The 26,391-nt window shown below is 64.1% G+C and carries 28 protein-coding genes; 19 read left to right on the forward strand and 9 right to left on the reverse strand.

The annotated features are described in order from the left end of the window. Positions 1-84 precede the first annotated feature (84 nt). Together rpoB and QP996_RS05980 are read left to right on the forward strand one after the other, a co-directional pair. Positions 85-3,582: a DNA-directed RNA polymerase subunit beta gene (gene rpoB / locus QP996_RS05975; RefSeq protein ID WP_284871704.1), complete on the forward strand. Its 3,498-nt coding sequence runs from the start codon at positions 85-87 to the stop codon at positions 3,580-3,582. 84 nt (positions 3,583-3,666) lie between these two features. After that, positions 3,667-7,665: a DNA-directed RNA polymerase subunit beta' gene (locus QP996_RS05980; protein WP_284871705.1), complete on the forward strand. Its 3,999-nt coding sequence runs from the start codon at positions 3,667-3,669 to the stop codon at positions 7,663-7,665. Between the two features lie 102 nt (positions 7,666-7,767). On the opposite strand, the gene QP996_RS05985 is transcribed toward QP996_RS05980, so the two are convergent. Further along, positions 7,768-8,388, reverse strand: coding sequence for a DUF1707 SHOCT-like domain-containing protein (locus QP996_RS05985; protein ID WP_284871706.1), 621 nt, complete (start codon positions 8,386-8,388; stop codon positions 7,768-7,770). Positions 8,389-8,629: 241 nt separating this feature from the next. On the opposite strand from QP996_RS05985, the gene rpsL reads away from it, so the two are divergent. From rpsL to QP996_RS06010, 5 genes are all read left to right on the forward strand, one after another. After that, positions 8,630-9,001: a 30S ribosomal protein S12 gene (rpsL, locus tag QP996_RS05990; protein ID WP_034997208.1), complete on the forward strand. Its 372-nt coding sequence runs from the start codon at positions 8,630-8,632 to the stop codon at positions 8,999-9,001. Between the two features lie 3 nt (positions 9,002-9,004). After that, positions 9,005-9,472: a 30S ribosomal protein S7 gene (gene rpsG / locus QP996_RS05995; protein WP_070475014.1), complete on the forward strand. Its 468-nt coding sequence runs from the start codon at positions 9,005-9,007 to the stop codon at positions 9,470-9,472. Between the two features lie 201 nt (positions 9,473-9,673). Further along, positions 9,674-11,794, forward strand: a complete 2,121-nt coding sequence (fusA, locus tag QP996_RS06000) for an elongation factor G (RefSeq protein WP_284871707.1) — start codon at positions 9,674-9,676, stop codon at positions 11,792-11,794. A 330-nt stretch (positions 11,795-12,124) separates the two neighbouring features. Beyond that, positions 12,125-13,315: an elongation factor Tu gene (tuf, locus tag QP996_RS06005; RefSeq protein ID WP_284871708.1), complete on the forward strand. Its 1,191-nt coding sequence runs from the start codon at positions 12,125-12,127 to the stop codon at positions 13,313-13,315. 85 nt (positions 13,316-13,400) lie between these two features. After that, positions 13,401-14,081: a hypothetical protein gene (locus QP996_RS06010; protein WP_284871709.1), complete on the forward strand. Its 681-nt coding sequence runs from the start codon at positions 13,401-13,403 to the stop codon at positions 14,079-14,081. On the opposite strand, the gene QP996_RS06015 is transcribed toward QP996_RS06010, so the two are convergent. From QP996_RS06015 to QP996_RS06040, 6 genes are read right to left on the reverse strand one after another with little or no spacing between them, the layout of a single operon-like run. After that, a complete protein-coding gene (locus tag QP996_RS06015; protein ID WP_284871710.1) occupies positions 14,078-14,638 on the reverse strand; it encodes a hypothetical protein in 561 nt (186 codons plus the stop codon). The two genes, QP996_RS06010 and QP996_RS06015, sit on opposite strands and share 4 nt — an antisense overlap. Next, on the reverse strand, positions 14,635-15,312 hold the full coding sequence (locus QP996_RS06020) for a type 1 periplasmic-binding domain-containing protein (RefSeq protein WP_284871711.1): 678 nt from the start codon (positions 15,310-15,312) through the stop codon (positions 14,635-14,637). The genes QP996_RS06015 and QP996_RS06020 overlap by 4 nt, the downstream gene beginning before the upstream one ends. Then, positions 15,296-16,276, reverse strand: a complete 981-nt coding sequence (locus QP996_RS06025) for an Asp23/Gls24 family envelope stress response protein (protein ID WP_284871712.1) — start codon at positions 16,274-16,276, stop codon at positions 15,296-15,298. Before QP996_RS06025 ends, QP996_RS06020 begins: the two co-directional genes overlap by 17 nt. Further along, entirely contained in the window at positions 16,276-16,476 is a 201-nt protein-coding gene (locus tag QP996_RS06030) for a hypothetical protein (protein ID WP_181889789.1), read from the reverse strand. The genes QP996_RS06025 and QP996_RS06030 overlap by 1 nt, the downstream gene beginning before the upstream one ends. A gap of 42 nt (positions 16,477-16,518) precedes the next feature. Then, a complete protein-coding gene (locus QP996_RS06035) occupies positions 16,519-16,821 on the reverse strand; it encodes a hypothetical protein (protein ID WP_284871713.1) in 303 nt (100 codons plus the stop codon). Between the two features lie 3 nt (positions 16,822-16,824). Further along, entirely contained in the window at positions 16,825-17,385 is a 561-nt protein-coding gene (locus QP996_RS06040; RefSeq protein WP_284871714.1) for an Asp23/Gls24 family envelope stress response protein, read from the reverse strand. Between the two features lie 587 nt (positions 17,386-17,972). Between QP996_RS06040 and rpsJ the strand changes: the two genes are divergently transcribed. The 12 genes from rpsJ (at position 17,973) to glmS (ending at position 25,156) form a co-directional block, all read left to right on the forward strand. Further along, positions 17,973-18,278, forward strand: a complete 306-nt coding sequence (gene rpsJ / locus QP996_RS06045) for a 30S ribosomal protein S10 (RefSeq protein ID WP_034997227.1) — start codon at positions 17,973-17,975, stop codon at positions 18,276-18,278. A gap of 36 nt (positions 18,279-18,314) precedes the next feature. Next, positions 18,315-18,971 carry a 50S ribosomal protein L3 gene (gene rplC / locus QP996_RS06050; protein WP_070475005.1) on the forward strand — a complete coding sequence of 219 codons (657 nt, stop codon included), beginning with the start codon at positions 18,315-18,317 and terminating at the stop codon, positions 18,969-18,971. After that, positions 18,968-19,633 (forward strand): 50S ribosomal protein L4, encoded by a 666-nt coding sequence (rplD, locus tag QP996_RS06055; protein ID WP_070475004.1) that lies wholly within the window; start codon positions 18,968-18,970, stop codon positions 19,631-19,633. Before rplC ends, rplD begins: the two co-directional genes overlap by 4 nt. Further along, positions 19,634-19,939 carry a 50S ribosomal protein L23 gene (gene rplW, locus QP996_RS06060; protein ID WP_070475003.1) on the forward strand — a complete coding sequence of 102 codons (306 nt, stop codon included), beginning with the start codon at positions 19,634-19,636 and terminating at the stop codon, positions 19,937-19,939. It abuts the gene before it with no gap. Positions 19,940-19,981: 42 nt separating this feature from the next. After that, a complete protein-coding gene (gene rplB / locus QP996_RS06065; protein WP_070475002.1) occupies positions 19,982-20,815 on the forward strand; it encodes a 50S ribosomal protein L2 in 834 nt (277 codons plus the stop codon). Positions 20,816-20,831: 16 nt separating this feature from the next. Next, positions 20,832-21,107 carry a 30S ribosomal protein S19 gene (rpsS, locus tag QP996_RS06070; protein WP_018017481.1) on the forward strand — a complete coding sequence of 92 codons (276 nt, stop codon included), beginning with the start codon at positions 20,832-20,834 and terminating at the stop codon, positions 21,105-21,107. Positions 21,108-21,110: 3 nt separating this feature from the next. Continuing rightward, positions 21,111-21,470 (forward strand): 50S ribosomal protein L22, encoded by a 360-nt coding sequence (gene rplV / locus QP996_RS06075; RefSeq protein WP_070475001.1) that lies wholly within the window; start codon positions 21,111-21,113, stop codon positions 21,468-21,470. Beyond that, entirely contained in the window at positions 21,470-22,213 is a 744-nt protein-coding gene (rpsC, locus tag QP996_RS06080) for a 30S ribosomal protein S3 (protein ID WP_034997239.1), read from the forward strand. The genes rplV and rpsC overlap by 1 nt, the downstream gene beginning before the upstream one ends. A gap of 3 nt (positions 22,214-22,216) precedes the next feature. Beyond that, the gene (gene rplP, locus QP996_RS06085) at positions 22,217-22,633 is read left to right on the forward strand and encodes a 50S ribosomal protein L16 (protein ID WP_034997241.1); all 417 of its coding nucleotides are present in this window, start codon (positions 22,217-22,219) and stop codon (positions 22,631-22,633) included. Further along, positions 22,633-22,872, forward strand: coding sequence for a 50S ribosomal protein L29 (gene rpmC / locus QP996_RS06090; protein WP_070474999.1), 240 nt, complete (start codon positions 22,633-22,635; stop codon positions 22,870-22,872). Before rplP ends, rpmC begins: the two co-directional genes overlap by 1 nt. Positions 22,873-22,874: 2 nt before the next feature. Further along, the gene (gene rpsQ, locus QP996_RS06095; RefSeq protein ID WP_284871715.1) at positions 22,875-23,159 is read left to right on the forward strand and encodes a 30S ribosomal protein S17; all 285 of its coding nucleotides are present in this window, start codon (positions 22,875-22,877) and stop codon (positions 23,157-23,159) included. Positions 23,160-23,290: 131 nt separating this feature from the next. Continuing rightward, a complete protein-coding gene (gene glmS / locus QP996_RS06100; RefSeq protein ID WP_284871716.1) occupies positions 23,291-25,156 on the forward strand; it encodes a glutamine--fructose-6-phosphate transaminase (isomerizing) in 1,866 nt (621 codons plus the stop codon). Positions 25,157-25,314: 158 nt separating this feature from the next. On the opposite strand, the gene QP996_RS06105 is transcribed toward glmS, so the two are convergent. Together QP996_RS06105 and QP996_RS06110 are read right to left on the reverse strand one after the other, a co-directional pair. Further along, positions 25,315-26,010, reverse strand: coding sequence for a Fic/DOC family protein (locus QP996_RS06105; RefSeq protein WP_284871717.1), 696 nt, complete (start codon positions 26,008-26,010; stop codon positions 25,315-25,317). Beyond that, positions 26,011-26,232 carry an antitoxin VbhA family protein gene (locus QP996_RS06110; protein ID WP_284871718.1) on the reverse strand — a complete coding sequence of 74 codons (222 nt, stop codon included), beginning with the start codon at positions 26,230-26,232 and terminating at the stop codon, positions 26,011-26,013. Positions 26,233-26,391: the final 159 nt, after the last annotated feature.

Consider the following 26,391-nt stretch of genomic DNA (forward strand, 5'->3'; position numbering starts at 1 on the left):
CGAAGCAGACCGAATGCTAACTTATCCTGCGGAAACGCCACTGGGCCGCGAAGCCAGACGCGGTGCGGTGAGCCTCCGCCAGAGGTGCTGGAAGGACCCAACTTGGCAGTCTCAGACCAGACCATGAACATGGCTGAAACCCCCGGGGCTCCCGAACGTTACTCGTTCGCGAAGATTAATGAGCCGATCACCGTCCCGGGGCTTCTTGATGTGCAGCTCGAATCGTTTGCGTGGCTCGTCGGCACGCAAGAGTGGCGCGAGCGCGAGCAGGCCAACCGCGGCGACGATGCACGCATCACGTCCGGCCTGGAGGACATCCTCGACGAGATCTCCCCGATCGAGGACTACTCCGGCAATATGAGCCTGACGCTGTCCGAGCCGCGCTTCGAAGACGTGAAGTACACGATTGACGAGTGCAAGGACAAGGACATCAACTACTCCGCGCCGTTGTACGTGACCGCGGAGTTCATTAACAACGACACGCAGGAGATCAAGTCCCAGACCGTGTTCATCGGCGACTTCCCGCTGATGACGGACAAGGGCACCTTCATCGTCAACGGCACCGAGCGTGTCGTCGTCTCGCAGCTGGTGCGCTCCCCGGGCGTGTACTTCGACGAGACCATTGACAAGTCCACGGAGCGCCCGCTGCACTCCGTGAAGGTCATCCCGTCGCGCGGCGCGTGGCTGGAGTTCGATGTGGACAAGCGCGACACCGTCGGTGTGCGTATTGACCGTAAGCGTCGCCAGCCGGTCACCGTGCTGCTGAAGGCGCTTGGCTGGACCACCGAGCAGATCACGGAGCGCTTCGGCTTCTCCGAGATCATGATGTCCACCCTGGAAAACGACGGTGTGTCTAACACCGACGAGGCGCTGCTGGAGATCTACCGCAAGCAGCGCCCGGGCGAGCAGCCGACGCGCGACCTTGCGCAGTCCCTGCTGGAGAACTCCTTCTTCAAGGCCAAGCGCTACGACCTCGCCCGCGTGGGCCGCTACAAGGTCAACCGCAAGCTCGGCCTCGGCGGCGACCACGACGGTCTGATGACGCTGACCGAAGAGGACATCGCCACCACGCTCGAGTACCTCGTGCGCCTGCACGCCGGCGAGTCCGAGATGACCTCCCCGGTCGGCGAGATCATCCCGATCAACACCGACGACATCGACCACTTTGGCAACCGCCGCCTGCGCACCGTGGGCGAGCTGATCCAGAATCAGGTCCGCGTCGGCCTGTCCCGCATGGAGCGCGTCGTGCGCGAGCGCATGACCACCCAGGACGCGGAGTCCATCACCCCGACGTCCCTGATCAACGTGCGCCCGGTCTCCGCTGCGATCCGCGAGTTCTTCGGTACCTCGCAGCTGTCGCAGTTCATGGACCAGAACAACTCCCTGTCCGGCCTGACCCACAAGCGCCGCCTGTCCGCGCTTGGCCCGGGTGGTCTGTCCCGTGAGCGCGCCGGCATCGAGGTGCGAGACGTGCACCCGTCGCACTACGGCCGCATGTGCCCGATTGAGACCCCGGAAGGCCCGAACATTGGCCTGATCGGCGCGCTGTCCACCTACGCGCGTGTCAACGCCTTCGGCTTCATTGAGACGCCGTACCAGAAGGTCAACGACGGCAAACTCACGGGCCAGATCGACTACCTCACCGCCGACGAGGAAGACCGCTACGCCATCGCCGAGGCCGCGACCCCGATGGACAAGGACAACAACCTCACCGGCGAGCGCATCGAGGTCCGTCTCAAGGACGGCGACATCGGTGTTGTCGGCCCGCAGGGCGTTGACTACCTGGACATCTCCCCGCGCCAGATGGTTTCCGTCGCTACCGCGATGATTCCGTTCCTGGAGCACGACGACGCGAACCGTGCGCTGATGGGCGCCAACATGCAGAAGCAGGCCGTGCCGCTGCTGCGCGCCGAGTCCGCATACGTTGCCACCGGTATGGAGCAGCGCGCCGCGTACGACGCGGGCGACACCGTCATCTCCAAGAAGGCCGGCGTGATCGAGAACGTCACCGGCGACTTCATCACCGTCATGGACGATGAGGGCGGCCGCGACACCTACATGCTGCGCACCTTCGAGCGCACCAACCAGGGCACCTGCTACAACCAGACCCCGATTGTCTCCGCGGGCGACCGGGTCGAGGCCGGCCAGGTCATCGCTGACGGCCCGGGCACCAAGGACGGCGAGATGGCGCTCGGCCGCAACCTGCTGGTTGCGTTCATGCCGTGGGAAGGCCACAACTACGAGGACGCCATCATCCTCAACCAGCGCGTGGTGGAGGAGGACATCCTCACCTCCGTGCACATTGAGGAGCACGAGATCGACGCCCGCGACACCAAGCTCGGTGCCGAGGAGATCACCCGCGAGATCCCGAACGTCTCCGAAGACGTGCTCAAGGACCTCGACGAGCGCGGCATCATCCGCATCGGCGCGGACGTGCGCGACGGCGACATCCTCGTGGGCAAGGTCACCCCGAAGGGCGAGACCGAGCTGACCCCGGAGGAGCGCCTGCTGCGCGCCATCTTCGGTGAGAAGGCCCGCGAGGTCCGCGACACCTCCCTGAAGGTGCCGCACGGCGAGCAGGGCAAGGTCATTGCTGTGCGCCGCTTCTCCCGCGAGGACGACGACGATCTGTCCCCGGGCGTCAACGAGATGATCCGCGTGTACGTGGCTCAGAAGCGCAAGATCCAGGACGGCGACAAGATGGCCGGCCGCCACGGCAACAAGGGTGTCGTGGGCAAGATCCTGCCGCAGGAGGACATGCCGTTCATGGCTGACGGCACCCCGGTGGACATCATCCTGAACACCCACGGTGTGCCGCGTCGTATGAACATCGGCCAGGTCCTGGAGATTCACCTGGGCTGGCTGGCCAAGGCCGGCTGGACTGTCAACCCGGATGACCCGGCAAACGCCAAGCTGCTCGAGACCTTGCCGGAGCACCTCTACGACGTGCCGGCCGATTCGCTCACCGCAACCCCGGTGTTCGACGGCGCGACCAACGACGAGATCGCTGGTCTGCTCGCAAACTCCAAGCCGAACCGCGACGGCGACGTCATGGTCGACGGCGAGGGCAAGACCACCCTGTTCGACGGCCGTTCCGGCGAGCCGTACAAGTACCCGATTTCGGTCGGCTACATGTACATGCTCAAGCTGCACCACCTGGTGGACGAGAAGATTCACGCCCGTTCCACCGGCCCGTACTCCATGATTACGCAGCAGCCGCTGGGCGGTAAGGCCCAGTTCGGCGGCCAGCGCTTCGGCGAGATGGAGGTGTGGGCGATGCAGGCGTACGGCGCCGCCTACACCCTGCAGGAGCTTTTGACCATCAAGTCCGATGACGTGGTGGGTCGCGTGAAGGTCTACGAGGCCATTGTGAAGGGCGACAACATCCCGGATCCGGGCATTCCGGAGTCCTTCAAGGTGCTGCTCAAGGAGCTGCAGTCCCTGTGCCTGAACGTGGAGGTTCTTTCCACCGACGGCACCCCGATGGAGCTCGACGGCGACGACGACGAGTTCGATCAGGCCGGCTCCTCGCTTGGCATCAACCTTTCCCGTGACGAGGGTGCAGCGGCGGATACCGCCTAAGCGCCAGGTAGCCGTCGTAAAGCAATTGCTTTTCGACGGCACGACGAACGAACAGCACACATCTAGAAGAAAAGGAACTTTTACGTGTTTGACGTAAACCTCTTCGACGAGCTTCGCATCGGCCTGGCCACCGCCGACGACATCCGCCGTTGGTCCCACGGCGAGGTGAAGAAGCCCGAAACCATTAACTACCGCACGCTCAAGCCAGAGAAGGACGGCCTGTTCTGCGAGCGCATCTTCGGCCCGACCCGCGACTGGGAGTGCGCCTGCGGCAAGTACAAGCGCGTCCGCTACAAGGGCATCATCTGTGAGCGCTGCGGCGTTGAGGTGACCAAGTCCAAGGTGCGCCGCGAGCGCATGGGCCACATCGAGCTCGCTGCTCCGGTGACCCACATCTGGTACTTCAAGGGCGTTCCGTCCCGCCTGGGCTACCTGCTGGACCTGGCGCCGAAGGACCTCGAGCGCATCATCTACTTCGCGGCGAACATCGTCACCTCCGTTGACGAGGAGGCGCGCCACAACGACATGTCCACCCTCGAGGCGGAGATGTTGATGGAGAAGAAGGATGTCGAGGACGACACCAACTCCGAGATCGCGGACCGCGCGCAGAAGCTGGAGGAGGACCTCGCTGAGCTCGAGGCTTCCGGCGCAACCGCGGCTGCTCGCAAGAAGGTGCAGAACGCTGCGGACAAGGAAATGCAGCACATGCGCGAGGCCGGCGAGCGCGAGGTCGAGCGCCTGGACGAGATCTGGACCACCTTCCAGAAGCTCGCGCCGAAGCAGATGATCATCGACGAAAACCTCTACGAGGAGCTCGTGGACCGCTACGAGGACTACTTCACCGGCGGCATGGGCGCGGAGGCGATCCAGACCCTGATCCGCAACTTCGACCTCGAGGCTGAGGCCGAGGAGCTGCGCGGCATCATCGCCGAGGGCAAGGGCCAGAAGAAGGTCCGCGCGCTGAAGCGCCTGCGCGTCGTCGCTGCGTTCCAGCGCTCCGGCAACGACCCGGCCGGCATGATCCTGGACGCGATCCCGGTGATCCCGCCGGAGCTGCGCCCGATGGTCCAGCTCGACGGTGGCCGCTTCGCCACCTCCGACCTGAACGACCTGTACCGTCGCGTGATCAACCGGAACAACCGTTTGAAGCGCATGATCGACCTGGGTGCGCCCGAGATCATCGTGAACAACGAGAAGCGCATGCTGCAGGAGTCCGTTGACGCCCTGTTCGACAACGGCCGCCGCGGCCGTCCGGTCACCGGCCCGGGCACCCGCCCGCTGAAGTCCCTGTCCGACCTGCTCAAGGGCAAGCAGGGCCGCTTCCGCCAGAACCTGCTGGGTAAGCGTGTGGACTACTCCGGCCGTTCCGTGATTATTGTCGGCCCGCAGCTGAAGCTGCACGAGTGCGGTCTGCCGAAGCGTATGGCGCTCGAGCTGTTCAAGCCGTTCGTGATGAAGCGCCTGGTGGACAACGACTACGCGCAGAACATCAAGTCCGCCAAGCGCATGGTGGAGCGCCAGCGCCCCGAGGTGTGGGACGTCCTCGAAGAGGCGATTTCGGAGCACCCGGTGCTGCTCAACCGCGCACCGACGCTGCACCGCCTGGGTATCCAGGCGTTCGAGCCGAAGCTGGTCGAGGGTAAGGCCATCCAGCTGCACCCGCTGGCCTGTGAGGCGTTCAACGCCGACTTCGACGGCGACCAGATGGCAGTCCACCTGCCGCTGTCCGCCGAGGCGCAGGCCGAGGCCCGCGTGCTCATGCTGTCGTCCAACAACATCCTGTCCCCGGCGTCCGGCAAGCCGCTGGCGATGCCGCGCCTGGACATGGTCACCGGCCTGTACTTCCTGACCATGGAGAAGGGCCCGCAGGAGATCGGCGGCGAGGGCGCGTACGCGCCTGCCGACGACAACGGCCCGGCCCGCGGCGTCTACTCGTCCTACCGCGAGGCCATCATGGCCTACGACCTGGGCGTGCTGGGCCTGCAGGCTCCGATCAAGGTGCGTATCGACCACCTGCGTCCGACCCCGGAGATCGAGGCCGAGCAGTTCCCGGACGGCTGGGATAAGGGCCAGGCCTGGATGACGGACACCACGCTCGGCCGCATCCTTTTCAACGAGCTGCTGCCGTTCAACTTCCCGTACCAGGAAGGCGCCATGGTCCGTAAGGGCGGTGGCGGCGGCAAGCTGCTGCTGGGCGACATCATCCAGTCCATGGTTGAGAAGTACCCGATGATCACCGTCGCGCAGGTGCTGGACAAGATGAAGGACGCCGGCTTCTACTGGGCCACGCGTTCCGGCATCACCATCTCCATGGCCGACGTGCTCATCCTCCCGAACAAGACCGAGGTCCTCGAGCAGTACGAGAAGGAAGCCGAGGCCATCGAGCGCAAGTTCTGGGAGAAGGGTGCGCTGACCGAGGAGAACCGCTACGACCGCCTGGTCGAGCTGTGGCAGGACGCCACCAACAAGGTGGGTCAGGCCGTGGAGGACCTGTACCCGGACCACAACCCGATTCCGATGATCGTGAAGTCCGGTGCTGCCGGTAACATGCGCCAGATCTGGACCCTGGCCGGCATGAAGGGCATGGTCGTGAACTCGCGCGGCGAGTACATCACCCGCCCGATCAAGACCTCCTTCCGCGAGGGCCTGTCCGTGATGGAGTACTTCAACAACTCCCACGGTTCCCGTAAGGGCCTGGCCGATACCGCGCTTCGTACCGCGGACTCCGGCTACCTCACCCGTCGTCTGGTGGACGTGGCGCAGGACGTCATCGTCCGCGAAGAGGACTGCGGCACCCGCCAGGGCGTCAAGGTGCCGGTCGCGGTTGAGTCCGGCGACTCCTTCGTGCGCCACGACCTGGTCGAGACCTCCGTGTCCGGCCGTGTCCTGTCGGCCGATGTCAAGGACTCCGACGACAAGGTCATCGCCGAGGCAGGCACCGAGCTGACCGAGGAGCGTATCGACGAGCTCGTGGCAGCCGGTGTCACCGAAGTCAAGGTCCGCTCCGTGCTGACCTGCCAGACCCCGACCGGTGTCTGCGCCAAGTGCTACGGCAAGTCCATGGCGTCCGGCCAGCTCGTCGACATCGGCGAGGCAGTCGGCATCGTGGCCGCGCAGTCCATTGGTGAGCCGGGTACGCAGCTGACCATGCGTACCTTCCACCAGGGCGGCGTCGGCGGCGATATTACGGGCGGTCTGCCGCGTGTGCAGGAGCTGTTCGAGGCCCGCGTGCCGAAGAACCGCGCCCCGATCGCGTCCGTTGCCGGCACCATCTCGCTCGAGGACGAGGGCAACTTCTGGACCCTGACCATCCACCCGGACGACGGCTCCGACGTGGTGGTCTACGAGAAGCTGTCCAAGCGCCAGGGTCTGGCCCAGGTGCGCCGCCCGATGGAGTCCAACCCGGACGCCATGATCGAGCGCGGCCTGCGCGAGGGCGATCACGTCGAGGTGGGCGAGCGTCTGCTCCGCGGCGCTGCCGACCCGCACGACGTGCTCGAGGTCCTCGGCCGCCGTGGCGTGGAGAAGCACTTGATCGACGAGGTCCAGGCTGTGTACCGCACCCAGGGTGTGTCCATCCACGACAAGCACATCGAGATCATCATCCGCCAGATGCTGCGTCGCGGCACCGTCATCGACTCGGGTTCCACCGAGTTCCTGCCGGGTACTCTGGTGGATCTGTCCGAGGCACGCCAGGTCAACGCCGCAGCTGTGGCGGACGGCGGCGAGCCGGCGGAGATGCGCTCCGAGATCATGGGCATCACCAAGGCCTCGCTGGCCACGGAGTCCTGGCTGTCGGCGGCCTCCTTCCAGGAGACCACCCGCGTGCTCACGGACGCCGCGATCAACAAGCGCTCCGACAAGCTGATCGGCCTGAAGGAGAACGTGATCATCGGCAAGCTGATCCCGGCCGGTACGGGTATTTCCCGCTACCGCAACATCCAGGTCAAGCCGACCGAGGCGGCACGCTCCGCGGCGTACTCGATCCCGACGTTCGGAGACTCCATCTACGGCGACGAGGGCTACGGCGAGTTCACCGGCGCCTCCGTCCCGATGGACGAGTTCGGCTTCGAGGAGCTGTAAACGCAAGGCCCAGCACTCTGGCTTTTAGCTAGGTCTGCGTACAAAACGCCCGGCTTCCCCGCAAAAAGGGGAGCCGGGCGTTTTGCTTTTCAACGCCCCGCTCTACCGCACCCGGGCCCCGCGGGCCGCCCGGGTGATCCCTACGCCACCCATGAGGGCGAGGCCGCGGACGCGGATCACGGGTGCGTCGGCAGGCAGCTGCGCGACGGAGACGGTGCACGACGGGTGGTCCTCCATCCCGAAGCCGCCCATGATGCCCACGCCGTCATCGATGACGCGGACGTCCTCGGGTACGACGATGTCGATGCCGCCCATGATCGAAATCGCGTAGATCGTGGTTTCGCGCGACGCGAGCCGGGCCTCGCGCAGATCGAGTGCGTTGCCGCCCATCAGGGTGATGGAGGTGTGCGTGGGCGCCACGAGCCACTGGCCGGTGCGTTCGGTGCCGCCCATGATGCACAGCGAGAATGCGGAACCGCCGCTTTCGCCTGTCACCAACGCGTGGGGTGGGGGATCCTTCCGGTCCGGGCGCTTTACGGGGGAGAGGTCCGCCACTAAGGCGGGCAGCTCGTCGGCGTAGGTTGCTGCGTAGAGCGCTCGGGAGCGGTCGTCGAACTCAGACATGGAGAGCTGTCCGTCGGCGAAGGCTTCTTGGAGGTGTTTGGCGGCAGTGTCGCGCTCTGCGTCGGAGGCGCGTTTGCGGGGCGGGGTAGAGCTGTTCATGACTTGGACAGTAGTGGAAAACGGGCGGCGCCGGAGGTTCGTCGGCACGCAGTTTGCTTTGCGACGCTCCTTCGGTGTACCTTTAGCGAGGTTTCGCCCGTATCATGCGGCGCGAAGTACTCGAACTCCATGCGACTCGTTCACACGGTAGTTCATGCAATCGGCAGGGCCCCGAAGAAGAGCCCCTATTTTTGCATGTATGGCCGGGTGTGGGCGGGAAGCGCTAACAGAAAGAGCGTGAATGCCTACTATTCAGCAGCTGGTCCGCAAGGGCCGCCACGATAAGTCCACCAAGGTGGCTACCGCTGCGCTGAAGGGTTCCCCGCAGCGCCGCGGCGTGTGCACCCGCGTGTACACCACCACTCCGAAGAAGCCGAACTCTGCCCTGCGTAAGGTCGCCCGTGTGCGCCTGACCTCCGGCATCGAGGTTTCCGCATACATCCCGGGTGAGGGCCACAACCTGCAGGAGCACTCCATGGTGCTCGTGCGCGGCGGTCGTGTGAAGGACCTGCCGGGTGTGCGCTACAAGATCGTCCGCGGCGCTCTGGATACCCAGGGTGTGAAGGACCGCAAGCAGGCTCGCTCCCGTTACGGCGCGAAGAAGGGACAGTAAACAATGCGTAAGCAGCAAGCACCGAAGCGTCCCGTAGTCAAGGATCCGGTTTACAACTCCGAGCTGGTCACCATGCTCGTGAACAAGATCCTGCGGGACGGCAAGAAGTCCACCGCAGAGCGCATCGTCTACGGCGCTCTCGAGCAGTGCCGTGAGAAGACCGGCACCGACCCGGTTGGCACCCTGGAGAAGGCAATCGGCAACATCCGTCCGGACCTCGAGGTTCGCTCCCGCCGTGTCGGTGGCGCGACCTACCAGGTGCCGGTGGACGTCAAGCCGGCCCGTTCCACCACCCTCGCCCTGCGTTGGCTGGTCACCTTCACCCGCCAGCGTCGCGAGAACTCCATGATGGAGCGCCTCGCCAACGAGATCCTGGATGCTTCCAACGGTCTTGGCGCCTCCGTGAAGCGCCGCGAGGACACCCACAAGATGGCCGAGGCCAACCGCGCCTTCGCCCACTACCGCTGGTAATCGCTGGAGCAAGGCGAAGTATGGACACCCGGAAACTGCATACCCGCTTCACAGGGAAGCGAGCTGGTGCGTTTCCGGGTTTTTCCAGCTGAGTCGAACCTCACGCTGCCGCTTCAGTGAATAAGTGGCAGAATTGACAAAGGACAACTGACCGACAACGGCGCCACAAGGCGTCGACGACTTCAAAGTTGGGGTAACAACGTGGCACAAGAAGTGCTTAAGGATCTGAACAAGGTCCGCAACATCGGCATCATGGCCCACATCGATGCTGGTAAGACCACTACCACCGAGCGCATCCTCTTCTACACCGGCCTGAACCGCAAGGTCGGCGAGACCCACGATGGTGGCGCTACCACTGACTGGATGGAGCAGGAGAAGGAGCGCGGCATCACCATTACGTCCGCTGCCGTGACCTGCTTCTGGAACAACAACCAGATCAACATCATCGACACCCCGGGTCACGTGGACTTCACCGTTGAGGTGGAGCGTTCCCTGCGCGTGCTCGACGGCGCTGTTGCCGTGTTCGACGGCAAGGAGGGCGTGGAGCCGCAGTCCGAGCAGGTGTGGCGTCAGGCGGCCAAGTACGACGTTCCGCGTATCTGCTTCGTCAACAAGATGGACAAGCTGGGCGCTGACTTCTTCTACACCGTCGGCACCATCGTCGACCGCCTCGGTGCGAAGCCGTTGGTTATGCAGATCCCGATCGGCGCCGAGGACAACTTCGACGGCGTTGTCGACCTGCTTCAGATGAAGGCTCTGCTGTGGCCGGGCAAGGTCGAGACCGGCACCCCGCCGCAGATCGAGGAAATCCCGGAGGACCTCAAGGAGCTCGCTGAGGAGTACCGCGAGAAGCTGCTCGAGACCGTCGCTGAGTCCGACGAGGAACTCATGGAGAAGTACTTCGGCGGCGAGGAGCTCACGCTCGAGGAGATCAAGGGCGCTATCCGTAAGCTGACCGTCAACTCCGAGGTCTACCCGGTGTACTGCGGTACCGCATACCGCAACAAGGGTGTTGAGCCGATCCTGGACGCTGTTGTTGACTTCCTGCCGAGCCCGCTGGACATCGGCGAGGTCCACGGCACCTCCGTCGACGGTGAAGAGGACCTGACCCGTAAGCCGTCCGTCGAGGAGCCGTTCTCCGCTCTGGCGTTCAAGATTGCCGTGCACCCGTTCTTCGGCAAGCTCACCTACGTGCGCGTCTACTCCGGCCAGGCCATCCCGGGCGAGCAGATGCTCAACTCCACGAAGTCCAAGAAGGAACGCGTGGGCAAGCTCTTCCAGATGCACGCGAACAAGGAGAACCCGGTCGATCACGCTGACGCCGGCAACATCTACGCGTTCATCGGTCTGAAGGAGACCACCACGGGCGACACCCTGTGCAACCCGGACCACCCGATCATCCTGGAGTCCATGGACTTCCCGGATCCGGTGATTCAGGTGGCTATCGAGCCGAAGACCAAGGCTGACCAGGAGAAGCTGGGCACCGCTATTCAGAAGCTCGCCGAGGAGGACCCGACCTTCACCGTCCAGCTGGACGAGGAGACCGGCCAGACCGTCATCGGCGGCATGGGCGAGCTGCACCTCGACGTGCTGGTGGACCGCATGAAGCGCGAGTTTAAGGTCGAGGCAAACATCGGCTCCCCGCAGGTTGCATACCGCGAGACCATCCGCAAGAAGGTCGAGTCCCTGGACTACACCCACAAGAAGCAGACCGGTGGTTCCGGCCAGTTTGCGAAGGTCATCGTCACCATCGAGCCGTACTCCCCGGACCCGGAGGAGCTGGAAGAGGGCGAGTCCGCTTCCTACAAGTTCGAAAACGCCGTCACCGGTGGCCGCGTGCCGAAGGAGTACATCCCGTCTGTAGACGCCGGTATCCAGGACGCTATGCAGTACGGCTACCTCGCCGGCTACCCGCTGGTGAACATCAAGGCCACCCTCGAGGACGGCGCGTACCACGACGTCGACTCCTCTGAGATGGCGTTCAAGCTCGCTGGTTCCCAGGTGCTGAAGGAAGCTGTCGCCAAGGCGAAGCCGGTTCTGCTCGAGCCGGTCATGGCCGTCGAGGTTGTGACCCCGGAGGAGTACATGGGCACCGTCAACGGTGACATCAGCTCTCGCCGTGGCCAGGTCTACGCAATGGAGGACCGCTCCGGCGCGAAGGTTGTGCGTGCGAAGGTACCGCTGTCCGAGATGTTCGGCTACATCGGCGACCTGCGTTCCTCCACCGCCGGCCGCGCGAACTTCACCATGGTGTTCGACTCCTACGCTGAGGTTCCGCAGTCCGTGGCGCAGGAGATCATCGACGAGCGCAACGGCAACTAATTAGTCGCCGCCCTCCCTTCTCCAAGGGGCCGCACCACGTGCCAGCGGTGCGGGCCAACCCCGCGGAGGTGGGAGACCGGAGGGCAGCGGCCGCGCTGAGGTATCGCCCAAGAACAGGGCGGTGTCTGAGCCGTCCGTTACCCTCTAGGTCGATCCGGGGGAAACGGCAAGGCCGGTTTGAAAAACGGTCGCTGAATACCTAGGATCTTGTAACTGGCACATTGTGAAATGGCTCCCGTATCCGTGCCCTGCGCTGGGCGCGGGCCGGGGCGTATGTAAATCGACGTGGTTGCGAAGACCGTAGCCACCTGAAGTCCAGGAGGACACACCTTGTCTAAGGAAAAGTTCGAGCGCTCTAAGCCGCACGTGAACATCGGTACCATCGGTCACGTCGACCACGGCAAGACCACCACTACCGCCGCTATCACCAAGGTGCTGGCTGACCAGTACCCGGAGGAGAACAAGGCCTTCGACTACGCGATGATCGATAAGGCTCCGGAGGAGCGCGAGCGCGGCATCACCATCAACATCTCCCACGTGGAGTACAACACCCCGAAGCGCCACTACGCTCACGTGGACGCCCCGGGCCACGCCGACTACATCAAGAACATGATTACCGGCGCTGCTCAGATGGACGGCGCAATCCTCGTGGTTGCTGCTACCGACGGCCCGATGCCGCAGACCCGCGAGCACGTGCTGCTGGCTCGCCAGGTTGGCGTTCCGTACATCCTCGTTGCGCTGAACAAGTGCGACATGGTTGACGACGAGGAGATCATCGAGCTCGTCGAGATGGAGGTCCGCGAGCTTCTGGCTGAGCAGGAGTACGACGAGGAAGCTCCGATCGTTCACATCTCCGCTCTGAAGGCTCTTGAGGGCGACGAGAAGTGGGTTCAGTCCGTCGTTGACCTCATGCAGGCCTGCGACGACTCCATCCCGGATCCGGAGCGCGAGACCGACAAGCCGTTCCTGATGCCGGTCGAGGACATCTTCACCATTTCCGGCCGCGGCACCGTGGTTACCGGTCGTGTGGAGCGTGGCGTGCTCAACCTCAACGACGAGGTCGAGATCATCGGTATCCGCGACAAGGCCACCAAGACCACCGTCACCTCCATCGAGATGTTCAACAAGCTTCTCGACACCGCTGAGGCTGGCGACAACGCAGCTCTGCTGCTCCGCGGTCTGAAGCGCGAGGATGTCGAGCGTGGCCAGGTCGTCATCGCTCCGGGCGCTTACACCCCGCACACCAAGTTCGAGGGTTCCGTCTACGTCCTGTCCAAGGACGAGGGCGGCCGCCACACCCCGTTCTTCGACAACTACCGTCCGCAGTTCTACTTCCGCACCACCGACGTGACCGGTGTTGTGAAGCTGCCGGAGGGCACCGAGATGGTCATGCCGGGCGACAACGTTGACATGTCCGTCGAGCTGATCCAGCCGGTCGCCATGGACGAGGGCCTGCGCTTCGCTATCCGCGAGGGCTCCCGCACCGTCGGCGCTGGCCGCGTCACCAAGATCCTGGACTAATTCCAGTCCTGGTGTAACCAGCTGACGTAAAAGCCGCCTTCCCCGCTGGGGAGGGCGGCTTTTCGCATGCGTTAGGCTCATCGTTGTGTACGACCCCACCCGAATTCCACGACTGACCGAAGCGCTGCAGCGCGCCTGGGAGGGCCAGCCGGACCTCACGCTCGCTCAACTTGTCGGAATCCTGCAGAACAACGGTTTAGACTGGGGCACCACCGACGACGAAGCGGTCGAGCTGCTCGGGGCGATTGAGCGCGAGCATCCCTCGCTTATCGACGCCACCTCCGGCCCCCACACCATCACCACCATCAACCCACCCCACCATGTCACGATCACGGATGGGTACGTGGTGGTGCGCAGCGGCGCGGATCCGGAGCGCATGCCGGCCGTGTGGCGGATGGCCGGGATGCGCAAGGCGGGGCCCGGACTGCCTTTGGTGATCCGGGACGGCGAAGGTGCGGAGCACCGCCTGGGGGTCGTGTCGTTGGTGACGCGGATGGAGGGGGCACCGGAGGCGTCGATACGCATGGCGCGCAGCGACGTGGGGAACAGGCGTTGGCTGGTGCAGTTCGACGACAACGCGCGTGCCGTGGTGGGGCAGCGCATCCGGATTTGGCGTGTGGAGCGGCGCGCTGTGGTCAGCGAACGTGTCGCGTGGAGCGAGATTCTGCGCTGCGAGCCGGGGGCAGAGATGGAAATAGCCCCGGCGGGCGGCGGGAAGCCGCTCACGCTGGGGCTGGTGAAGCTCGTGCTGGAGCTGGAACGCTAGGCGGTAATCCGGTCCAGATGGAGCTTCCACACCGTGTCAATCTCCATGGTGTGGTTGGCCATGCGGAAGTCCTGGTCCGCGGCCTCAATGACACGGATGGCGTCTTCGAGCGGGTATTCCGGGTTGGCGAACACGGTGAACGTCGCGGTCGGGCGCTGTCCTACCATCGCTACCTTGGACGAGGCGCGGCGGATCTCGTTGGCGTGCTCCAACGAGGAGCAGGCCGCCTCAGAGACGCGCTGGACGTTGATGACGGTCTCACCGTGCTCTGGGTCGGCTGGCAGAATGCCGCGGTTAGAGAACGCGCGGGAGCGGATGTTCGCCAGCAGGATCCACAGGCCCAGGATCGCCGCGACGATAGCGCCGATGATCAGAGCGGTGATGTAGTAATCCTGGTAGGCCAGATCGATCAGTCGGGTGCGGTCGAGAAAGTCGGCCGCGTCGACGAGATAGGGAATCTGCCAGTATTCGGCGATGGGGAAGAGGCCCGCGAGAATCAGCAGCAGGCCGAGCAGGAAGACTGCCAGGCGGTTGAAGAAGCTGAGTGTCTTAGTCATCGCGTCACCTCCGGGGTCGTCGAGACGGGGGCGGATTCGGGTTGCTGCGGCACGTTCGCACGCTGTGCGGCCACTTGCTGCGTCGCTGGGCTGGGGAGCAGTTTCACAGACACTGCCGGCGGTGCCTTCAGCACCCGGAATTCGTCATTCAGCGCACGCGTGATGCGTTCCTGTGCTGCCGGGTCCGAGCCGTCGTCGACCACCTGCACCTTCACGGATTTGCGGTTCGCCTTCGTGCTCACCTGCTCGCCGCCGAGGTCGCCGCGGACGGTGAAAGTTGTCTTGCGGGCGATGTCCACGGGGCGGGTCCAGATGGACGCCGGCGAGTTCACACGTACGTGCCCGTGCGGGCGCGGCTTGAACGTGAAGAACAGCAGGATCAGCCCCAGCAGCACGAGGAGGATGCCCACGACAACCGCGGTGACATCCGCTTCGAATGAGCCAAGGAAGTCCCAGGTGCGGCCGAGCCAGGATTCCGACGGTGCTTCATCGCCGTAGAAGTGGTACCACAGGTCGCGCGCCGCCACGCCAGCCAGCGTGAGCAGCAGCAGGCTGATTAGCACAGCGAGCCAACGCGAGGCCGGGTTGCCCAGCGGCTCGTCACCCGGGTGTGGGCCGACGGCTGAGTTCGTGGACCCTTCGTTCGCGGGGGCAGTGTTAGCGGGAGCGGTCATAGTACTTCACCACCGGTTCAATCGTGATCTGCTTAAGCGGCTTCGGCGCTGGCGCCGTGGGCACTATCACCGGCTGCGGCGCAGGCGCGGAAGCGATTGGCGTCCGTGCCACCCGCTCCACCACGATCGGCTTGAGCGGCGGACGGTTCACCGTGATCTGCTTCAACGGTGCGCGGCTCGGCATATGCACGTCGCGGGGTTGCGCGAAGCGCTTGACGTCCACAGGCTTGAGCGGCTGCAGCGGGGGCAGCTGCGGGTGGCGGGGGATAACCCCGTTCACCCGCGGCGCCCACGGGCGCACCGGCTCCGGCGGGAACGGCACACGCGCCTCGGTCGGAGAGGTGTGGATGGCAGCGAGGCGCTGCGGCTCCGGCACTTGCGGGGAGAACGTGCGTACCGGCTCCGGGGTCTCGACGCTTGCTGCGCGCACGGGTGCCGGCTGTTCGGGGTGTTCCACCTCGATGGGGGCGGGGACAACCACGTCCCGCATGTCCTCGACGAGCGAATGCGCCTTGATCGGTGCGAGTTGCTCGAGCGGTTTGGTCACGGGGTGTTCCACGTGGGTTGGGGAGACCTCGATGGGGGTCGGGATCACGAAGGCTTCGTGCTCCGCCACCTGGTCCCAGGTCACGCGGCCGGTGTCGGGGAGAGTTTCCACATTGGCCACGGTGACTTTCACGCGGGAGACATCCAGGCCCACCAGCGTGCGAATGTGCGCGATGATCGTCGCGCGCACAGCGTCGGTGATGGCAGCGACCGGCGCGGGGTAGGAGGTGGCGATTTCGGTGTCTACCGCCACTGTGCCCGTCGCCTGGTCCAGCCGGGCGTTGATTCGCGGGAAGCTTCGTCCCGCCAGGCCGGCCAGCTTTGCGTCGATAGTCCGGCAACCCGGAACCGCCGCGGCTGCCACTTCAGCGACGCGCTCGATGGTGCGCTCACTGACGTGGTAGAAGGAGTTGTCCATTAGCTTCGGCCTCTGCCGGTGCCGTTACTCAGGGCCGCGGACAGGTCCAGACGGCCGTCGAGCTGGGCCCCGACAACCCCGCCGATGATGGTGAACAGCAGCAGCCAGAGCAGGCCCGGCCAACCGCCGAAGGTGACAAAGAAGGCGATCACGACACCGATGAGGATGCCGGTCAGCGCCTTGTTAGCAAAAAGATTCATAATAAAACCACGTTTCGGGTTATGAGGTTGGGGCGGGCAGCGCTACCGTGCGTCGCCTGCGACAACGTCCACGAACTCCGCATCGGATGCGCCGAGCACAGCCGCGCGGACATCCTCGGCCACGTCCTGCACCTTGCGGCCGGACGCGACGTCGAAGACGAAGTGGACTTCAAATCCAGTTCGACCGTCGCGCGAAGCAGCCTTCAGGCCTTCGATGCGGGTGTTGGGCAGGTAGGTCGCAATCTCGCCGACGCGGCCGCCGTGCAAAGCGGCGACCCCGTCGACGGCGATGGCGGCATCGCGGACGCCCTCCGCAACCTCGCGGCTAACGGGGGTGTACGCCATGGCTTACTGGTTGATCGGCTGGTTGACGGCCTGGTAGTTCGCGTTGGAGTTGGTCTCCTCGTACTGCTCGGCGCCCTCCTGCTCCGGCAGGTGCACGTCGTGCACGGTGACGTCCACGCGGTCCACGATCAGGCCGGTCATGCGGGTGATTGCGACGGTGACGTTCTCGCGGATCGCGTTGGCCAGCTCGTGGATGGCAACGCCGTACTCGGCGATGATGGCGACTGCGACGGAAGCGTGGCCGTCCTCGACCGCTACGTTGACGCCCTGCTGGACGTTGGTGGAGGAGGTCAGGGACTCGCGCACAGCGCCCCACATGCGGGCAGCGCCGCCGCCGAGGTTGTTCACGCCGGAGACCTCACGGGCAGCGATGCCTGCGATTTTGCCCACAACGTTGTCGTCGATGACGGTGGAGCCGTGCTCGGTCTCCAGGTTTTCGTTGCGCGGGCGAACCTGCTCCGGCTCCACGGCGGTGGAGGAGGAGGCTGGGGTGTTCGCGCCGGTCTTTGCTGCGGCGGTGTTCGGGGTGTTTGCAGAGGTCTCGTTGACGTTCTTGTCGGCCATGACGGTCCTTTCAATCTGTAAATACTGTGAATCCGTGTGCCTCGAAACAAGGCGTACGGTCTGCGAATAAAGGGTACACACATATTTCTGCCGGAGCTGGGCTGCCGGGAAGGTGATACCAAGTTGAAATATTCCGGGAGTGGCCGAAGGTTCGTCCATAAGCGGGCTTGTGCTTCCTGCAAGCTTGTGTTTTAATACCCGGGTTGCCTTGACATGGGCCGGGTTGCACCGACCGATGGCCAGGCAAACATGACACCTTCCAACCGGAAGAACCGGAGAAGGGCCATGGCAAATTCACAGCGGCAGTACGCAAGGGTCACGCGCCCTTCCGAGTCTGACACCCAGGCATGTGCTTATAGACGGGCACGCCTCGGCGGAAGCACTGAAACAGCATGAATTTGCTCGGTCACCTTCCGGACGTGTCATGGCAGTCAGAAACGACACTGGCGTTGAGCCAAGGGCCCAGCCCGGACAACGTTATAGAGAAACTAGAAGCTACAAACCCCACCGCTTCGCCCGTTTCTCACTCCGTTCGAAACGAGCGGGAGAGAGAAGGGTGAACGTGGGGATGCGAGGAAGAGGTAAGCGTGGCGGGACAGAAGATCCGCATCAGGCTCAAGGCTTACGACCACGAGGCGATCGATGCATCCGCGAAGAAGATCGTTGAGACGGTCACCCGCACGGGTGCCCGCGTCGTTGGCCCGGTGCCGTTGCCCACCCAGAAGAACGTGTACGCCGTTATTCGTTCTCCCCACAAGTACAAGGATTCTCGCGAGCACTTTGAGATGCGCACTCACAAGCGCCTCATCGACATTCTCGACCCGACGCCCAAGACGGTGGACGCGCTCATGCGCATCGACCTGCCGGCAAGCGTCGACGTGAACATCCAGTAGAGCAATCCCCAACGTAAGTAGTGGAGAACTAACAACATGTCTGAGAACCAGATCAAGGGCATTCTGGGCAAGAAGCTCGGCATGACCCAGATCTTCGACGAAGACAACCGTGTTATCCCGGTTACCGTCGTCGAAGCTGGGCCGTGCGTTGTCACCCAGATCCGTACCCCTGAGACCGATGGCTACTCCGCCATCCAGATCGCCTACGGTGACATCGATCCCCGTAAGGCAAAGAAGCCGCAGGCCGGCCACTTCAAGAAGGCCGGCGTGAACCCGCGCCGTTTCGTCACCGAGATCCGCATGGATGACACCTCGGGCTACGAACTCGGCCAGGAATTCAACGCAACCATCTTCGAGGGCGACACCTACGTGGACGTCGCCGGCACCACCAAGGGCCACGGCTACGCCGGCGCAATGAAGCGCCACGGCTTCGCCGGCCAGGGTGCCGCACACGGTAACCAGGCTGCGCACCGCCGCGTGGGCTCCATCGGCGCCTGCGCAACCCCGGGCCGCGTGTTCAAGGGCACCCGCATGGCAGGCCGCATGGGCGGTAACCGCGTTACCACCCAGAACCTGAAGATCCAACGCATCGACGGCGACAACAACCTCATCCTGATCAAGGGCGCCATCCCGGGCGCAAAGGGTTCCGTTGTTACCGTCAAGACCGCAGTGAAGGGCGGTGCTCACGCATGACGAACCTGACGCTTGACGTCCACACCGCTGACGGAGCCACCAAGGGCTCTGTCGATCTCCCGGCCGAGTTCTTCGACCGCGAGGCATCCGTGGCGCTGATGCACCAGGTTGTGAACGCACAGCTTGCTGCCGCACGCCAGGGCACCCACGCGACGAAGACTCGCGGCATGGTCTCCGGCGGCGGCAAGAAGCCGTTCCGCCAGAAGGGCACCGGCCGCGCTCGCCAGGGCTCCATCCGTGCTCCGCACTACACCGGCGGCGGCACCGTTCACGGCCCGCAGCCGCGTTCCTACGCGCAGCGCACCCCCAAGAAGATGATCAAGGCTGCCCTCGCCGGCGCTTTGACCAACCGCGCACAGAACGAGCGCATCCACATCGTGGAGGACCTGGTTCCGGGCCAGACCCCGTCGACCAAGTCCGCCCGCGCTTTCATCGAGCGCCTCACGGACCGCAAGTCGGTTCTGCTGGTGATCGGCCGTGATGACCAGAACTCCCGTCTTTCCGCAAGGAACCTGCCGGGCGTCCACGTCATTGAGCCGACCCAGCTGAACGCATACGACGTGCTCAACGCTGACGACGTTGTGTTCTCGGTCGAGGCGCTGCACACCTTCGTCAACCGCGGCAAGGAGCTCGCTACCGCCGCTGCGGAGGAGGAGAAGTAAATGGCTAAGATCGCGAACCCGCGCGACATCATCATCGCGCCCGTGCTCTCTGAGAAGAGCTACGGCCTGATGGAGCAGAACACCTACACGTTCTTCGTCGCTCCGTCGGCCAACAAGACCCAGATCAAGATTGCCGTGGAGCAGATCTTCGGCGTCGACGTCGCTTCGGTGAACACCGCTAACCGCGAGGGCAAGCGCAAGCGCTCCCGCACCGGCTACGGCCAGCGCAAGGACACCAAGCGCGCCTACGTCACGCTCCGCGAGGGCAGCGACTCCATCGACATCTTCGGAGGTGCGACGGCCTAACGGCTATCGCACAGCGAAGAGGACGATAGAAAAGGAACCATTATGGCTATTCGTAAGTACAAGCCGACAACTCCGGGTCGCCGTGCCAGCTCCGTTTCCGCGTTCGACGAGATCACTCGCTCGACCCCGGAAAAGTCGCTGCTGCGCCCGCTCCCGAAGAAGGGCGGCCGTAACACCCACGGCCACATCACCACCCGTCACCGCGGCGGCGGCCACAAGCGTCGCTACCGCGTGATCGACTTCCGCCGCTCCGACAAGGACGGCGTGCTGGCCAAGGTCGCTCACATCGAGTACGACCCGAACCGCACCGCAAACATTGCGCTGCTGCACTACTTCGACGGCGAGAAGCGCTACATCATCGCGCCGAAGGGCCTGACCCAGGGCACGGTCGTCGAGGCTGGTCCGAACGCCGACATCAAGGTCGGCAACAACCTGCCGCTGCGCAACATCCCGACCGGTACGACCATCCACGCTGTGGAGCTCAAGCCGGGCGCTGGCGCGAAGCTCGCCCGCTCTGCAGGCGCTTCCATCCAGCTGCTGGGTAAGGAAGGCAACTACGCAGTCCTGCGTATGCCGTCTTCCGAGATCCGCCGCGTGGACATCCGCTGCCGCGCCACCATCGGTGAGGTCGGCAACGCCGACCAGATCAACATCCGCTGGGGCAAGGCCGGCCGTATGCGCTGGAAGGGCTGGCGCCCGACCGTGCGTGGTGTGGTCATGAACCCGGTCGACCACCCGCACGGTGGTGGCGAGGGCAAGACCTCGGGTGGCCGTCACCCGGTGTCTCCGTGGGGCCAGAAGGAAGGCCGCACCCGCAACCCGAACCGTTATTCCAACAACATGATCGTGCGGCGCCGCCGCTCGAAGAAGCGCTAAGAGGAGGTAAACAGACATGCCACGTAGCCTGAAGAAAGGCCCGTTCGTCGATGAGCACCTCCTCAACAAGGTGGACGCTCAGAACGAGGCTGGCACCAAGCAGGTCATCAAGACCTGGTCGCGCCGTTCGACCATTCTCCCCGATTTCATCGGTCACACCTTCGCCGTCCACGACGGCCGCAAGCACGTGCCGGTGTTCGTCGACGAGTCCATGGTCGGCCACAAGCTCGGCGAGTTTGCACCGACCAAGACCTTCAAGGGTCACGTCAAGGAACAGAAGGGACGTCGATAAGCAATGGCTGACACCATCACCACTGCATCCGCGACGGCCAAGTTTGTCCGCGTCTCGCCGATGAAGGCCCGCCGCGTGCTGGCACTCGTCCGCGGTAAGGACGTTGCCGAGGCCCTCGCGATCCTGAAGTACGCACCGCAGGGTGCTGCCAAGGACGTTGCGAAGGTTGTCGCCTCCGCAGCTGCCAACGCTGAGAACAACTTCGGCCTGGACCCGCGCACGCTCGTCATCTCCGAGTGCTACGCAAACGAGGGTCCGACCATGCGCCGCTACCAGCCGCGCGCTCAGGGCCGCGCCTTCCAGATCCGGAAGCGCACCTCCCACATCACCGTTGTTGTCGAGTCCAAGGAAGGGGCCAAGTAATGGGCCAGAAGATTCACCCGCACGGCCTGCGCCTGGGTATCACTTCCGACTGGAAGTCCCACTGGTACGCCGACAAGAACTACGCCGACTACGTTGCGGAGGACATCAAGGTCCGCGAGTGGCTTGAGAAGAACCTCGAGCGCGCCGGCATCTCCGACATCGTCATCGAGCGCACCCGCGATCGCGTGCGTGTGGACATCCACACCGCTCGTCCGGGCATCGTCATCGGCCGCCGCGGCGCCGAGGCCGACCGCATCCGCCGCGAGCTGGAGAAGCTCACCGGCAAGATGGTCGCGCTGAACATCATCGAGGTCAAGAACATCGATGCCGACGCAACCCTGGTTGCACAGTCCATCGCTGAGCAGCTGGTCAACCGTGTCGCGTTCCGTCGCGCCATGCGTAAGGCCATCCAGTCCGCGATGCGCAACCCGCAGGTCAAGGGCATCAAGGTTATGACGTCCGGCCGTCTCGGCGGCGCGGAAATGTCCCGTGTCGAGCGTTACCACGAGGGTCGCGTTCCGCTGCACACCCTGCGTGCGGAGATCGACTACGGCACGGCAGAAGCACACACCACCTTCGGCGTCATCGGCGTCAAGGTGTGGATCTACAAGGGCGACGTCGTGGGCGGTGTCCGCGAGTCCGAGCTCAACGCTCCGAAGAACGAGCGCGGTGGCCGTGGCGACCGTCGCCCGCGCCGCGGCGGCCAGCGTCGCCAGCGTGCAGAGCAGAAGAAGGAGGGCTAATTCATGCTCATCCCTAAGCGCGTGAAGTACCGCCGTCAGCACCGCCCGAACCGTTCGGGTGTGTCCAAGGGCGGCAACACCATCACCTTCGGCGACTACGGCCTGCAGGCACTCGAGCCGGCGTACATCACCAACCGCCAGATCGAGTCCGCACGTATCGCCATCAACCGCCACGTCAAGCGTGGTGGCAAGGTGTGGATCAACATCTTCCCGGACCGTCCGCTGACCCAGAAGCCGCTCGGCGTGCGTATGGGTTCCGGTAAGGGCCCGGTGGAGAAGTGGGTGGCCAACGTCAAGCCTGGCCGCATCCTTTTCGAAATGTCCTACCCGAACGAGGAAACTGCAATTGAGGCTCTGCGCCGCGCTGGCGCGAAGCTTCCTTGCAAGGTCCGCGTGATCAAGAAGGAGGACCAGTTCTAATGGCAACCGGTACCCCCGCATCTGAGTTCCGTGAGCTGAGCGACGACGAGCTGCGCACCCGCCTGACCGAGGCGAAGGAAGAGCTGTTCAACCTGCGCTTCCAGCTCGCTACCGGCCAGCTCACCAACAACCGCCGCATCTCCACCGTGAAGCGCGACATTGCTCGCATCTACACGGTGCTGCGCGAGCGCGAGCTTGGCCTGTCCGTCGTCCCCGAGTCCACGGGAGCTGAGGCATAACCATGAGTGAGGCAAACGTGACTGAGAACACCCAGGTCAAGGCAGTGCAGAAGCGTCGTCGTGGCTACGTCGTGTCCGACAAGATGGACAAGACGATCGTCGTCGAGGTTGAGGACCGCAAGTCCCACGCCCTGTACGGCAAGATCGTGCGTACCACCAAGCGTGTGAAGGCACACGACGAGGAGAACACCGCTGGTGTCGGTGACCTCGTTGTCATCGAGGAGACGCGTCCGCTGTCCAAGGACAAGCACTTCCGTCTCGTCGACATCATCGAGAAGGCTCGCTAAGAGCATCTAGCTTCTCGACGGCACGTACCCGCCCAACCCCCGTGTTGGGCGGGTATTTTCGTGTGTTGATCCCCTGAGGGCGGGGTTTTCCACTTTTTACAGCCCCCTAAACAGGAGTACGATTTTTTCCCATGTGTGGAATCGTTGGATACGTAGGCGCCGGCACCGCCGAGCGCGACGCGAAAAATGTCATTGTCGAGGGACTTCGCCGCCTCGAATACCGCGGATACGATTCCGCAGGTGTTGCTGTGGCCAACAACGGCGTCATCGAGTGCCGTAAGAAAGCCGGCAAGGTCGCTGACCTCGAAGCCGAAATTGCCGATAACCCCATTGCGTCTTCGAAGCTTGGTATCGGGCACACCCGCTGGGCAACCCACGGCGGCCCGACCGACGCCAACGCCCACCCGCACGTGGTCGGCGACGGCCGTATGGCTGTGGTCCACAACGGCATTATCGAGAACTTTTCGGGGTTGAAGGCGGAGCTCGTCGATAAGGGCTACCGCTTCATCTCCGAAACCGACACTGAGGTTGCGGGCACCCTGCTGCTGGACATCTACGACAAGGAAGCAGGTGGCGACCTCACCCGCGCAATGCAGCTGACCGCGCAGCGCCTTGAAGGTGCGTTCACCCTGCTGGCGATCCACGCGGACCACCCGGACCGCATCGTCGCCGCACGCTGGAACTCCCCGCTGGTCATCGGCGTGGGTGAGGGTGAGAACTTCCTCAGCTCCGACGTCGCCGGCTTCATCGAATTCACCCGCGACGCCGTGGAGATGGATAACGGCCAGATTGTCACCCTCACCGCCGACGGCTACGAGGTCTGCGACTTCGACGGCAACCCCGCCGAAGCCAAGCCGTTCACCGTGGAATGGGACGTCACCGCCGCGGAGAAGGGCGGCTTCAACTCCTTCATGGAGAAGGAGATCCACGACCAGCCCTCCGCAGTCCGCGACACCCTCTACGGGCGTTTCGACGAACACGGCAAGCTCATCTTGGACGAGCTGCGTATCGACGAATCCGTGCTGCGCTCCATCAACAAAATCATCATCGTCGCCTGCGGCACCGCCTCCTACGCAGGCCAGGTGGCGCGATACGCCATCGAGCACTGGTGCCGCATTCCGACGGAGGTGGAGCTCGCCCACGAGTTCCGCTACCGCGACCCGATTGTCAACGAACGCACCCTCGTCGTCGCGGTCTCCCAGTCCGGCGAAACCATGGACACCCTCATGGCCGTACGCCACGCCCGCGAGCAGGGCGCGAAGGTGATCGCCATCTGCAACACCGTCGGTTCCTCCATCCCGCGCGAGGCCGACGCGTCGCTGTACACCTACGCCGGCCCCGAGATCGCCGTGGCGTCGACGAAGGCGTTCATCTCCCAGATCGTCGCCGCCTACCTGCTCGCCCTGTACCTGGCACAGGTGCGCGGCAACAAGTACGCCGACGAAATCCGCCAGATCGTGGACGAGCTGCAGGAGATGCCGGACAAGATCCAGAAGGTGCTTGACAACGAAGGGCAGGTCAAGCAGCTGGGCCAGGACATGTCGGACGCGAAGTCCGTGCTGTTCTTGGGCCGCCACGTCGGCTTCCCGGTCGCCCTCGAAGGCGCGCTGAAGCTCAAGGAGGTGGCGTACCTGCACTCCGAGGGCTTCGCCGCCGGCGAGCTCAAGCACGGCCCGATCGCGCTGGTGGAGGAAGGCCAGCCGGTGTTCATCATCGTGCCGTCCAAGCGCTCCCGCAATAACCTGCACGCCAAGGTCGTCTCCAACATCCAGGAGGTCCGCGCCCGCGGTGCGGTGACCATCGTGATCGCGGAAGACGGCGACACGGACGTGGAGGCCTACGCCGACCACATCATCCGCATCCCGCAGTCCGCCGGCCTGATGCAGCCGCTGCTGTCCACCATTCCGCTGCAGATCTTCGCCTGCTCCGTGGCGGAGGCCCGCGGCCTGAACGTGGACCAGCCGCGCAACCTGGCCAAGTCGGTCACGGTGGAGTAGGGGGCCGCGTGATCGTCTAGCAACGCGTTGGGGAACGCTAGACGATAACGCACCCGGTGCGGCGTTTGCCCAGGTGGTGTTGGAAATAGTTGTCGTTAATAGTGTGATCGTCTAGCAGCGGCGGCGACCTGCTAGACGATCCGCCGATCGGGCCCGAGTTAGCGGGAACCGGGAGACCACGTCGCCCCGGGATTTGCGCGGCGGAACTCCATCATCCGGTGGAAGACCTCAGCTGCGCCAGCTGTTTGGCCTTGCGTCTGGTAGAGCGAGCCGTTGCCGTCGGGAAGATCTGTCGGGGCGAACACGCCGGGACGCAGGACCTGCGTGAGAAACGAGGGGTCAGCAGTTGCGGCGCCGACGTATCGGGCAGCGTGCGCCTCGGCGGCGTCGATACGCGTCCAGTCCACCGCCCACCCTGCGTCGCGCAGCATCTGATCGAAGAAGTATCGCTGAGTGCGGGAGTTGCCGTCGCGGAACGGATGCACGATGGTCAGCTCGCTCCAGTGATCTGCGACGGTCCGGACCGCAGACTCAATGTCCGAAGACGAAGGCGACATCTTCGCGATGCGCCCCATCACCCGGTCAAGCTCGGCGTCGACGTACTGCGCACGGCACATCGCAATCCCCATTGCGCCGACCTCCTCGGTGCGGATCTCGCCCGCCCACGGGTAGATGTCCTGCATCAGGTAGCGGTGGGTACGCAGGAGTGATTCGCGGGTGAACTCGGTTAGGGGTTCGCTGCTTTCAAGCTTGAATAGGCGACGAGCAGCCAACTCACCTGCAACGACTTCTAATTTGGCGGCATCGTCAATGCCGAAATAGTTGTCCGGTGCAGCGCCGGACTTCTCAGCCATTTACGCCGCGCCCGCGATTCGTCGGCGAAGCTCTGTGGCGCGGGATGAATTTCCGAGGCCATTCTTTTCGAGGTACTCCAGCACCGCCTCGTCGTCGGAAATCTCACCGCGGATGATTTTGCGGCCGGCGGCTTCTGCTTCGGCTGATAAGGGTTGCCCCGCCATGACCATGGATGCGTTCACGGCGGCAACCTTTTGGTCTTCACTGCGCGGGTCAGTCATGGTGCAGAATTTTACCCGCTCAGGAGTGGAAGAGGAACCCTGCGGATCTGCTAGTTCCGCTTTGGACAGCACTAGCAGATCAATGTTATGTCTATGGACATTTTGGACGCGGAGTCTGGTCACTTATTGGACATGGAGTCTGGTGACTTATTGGACACG

It is taken from the genome of Corynebacterium sp. MSK008, assembly GCF_030232585.1.
Lineage (GTDB): Bacteria > Actinomycetota > Actinomycetes > Mycobacteriales > Mycobacteriaceae > Corynebacterium.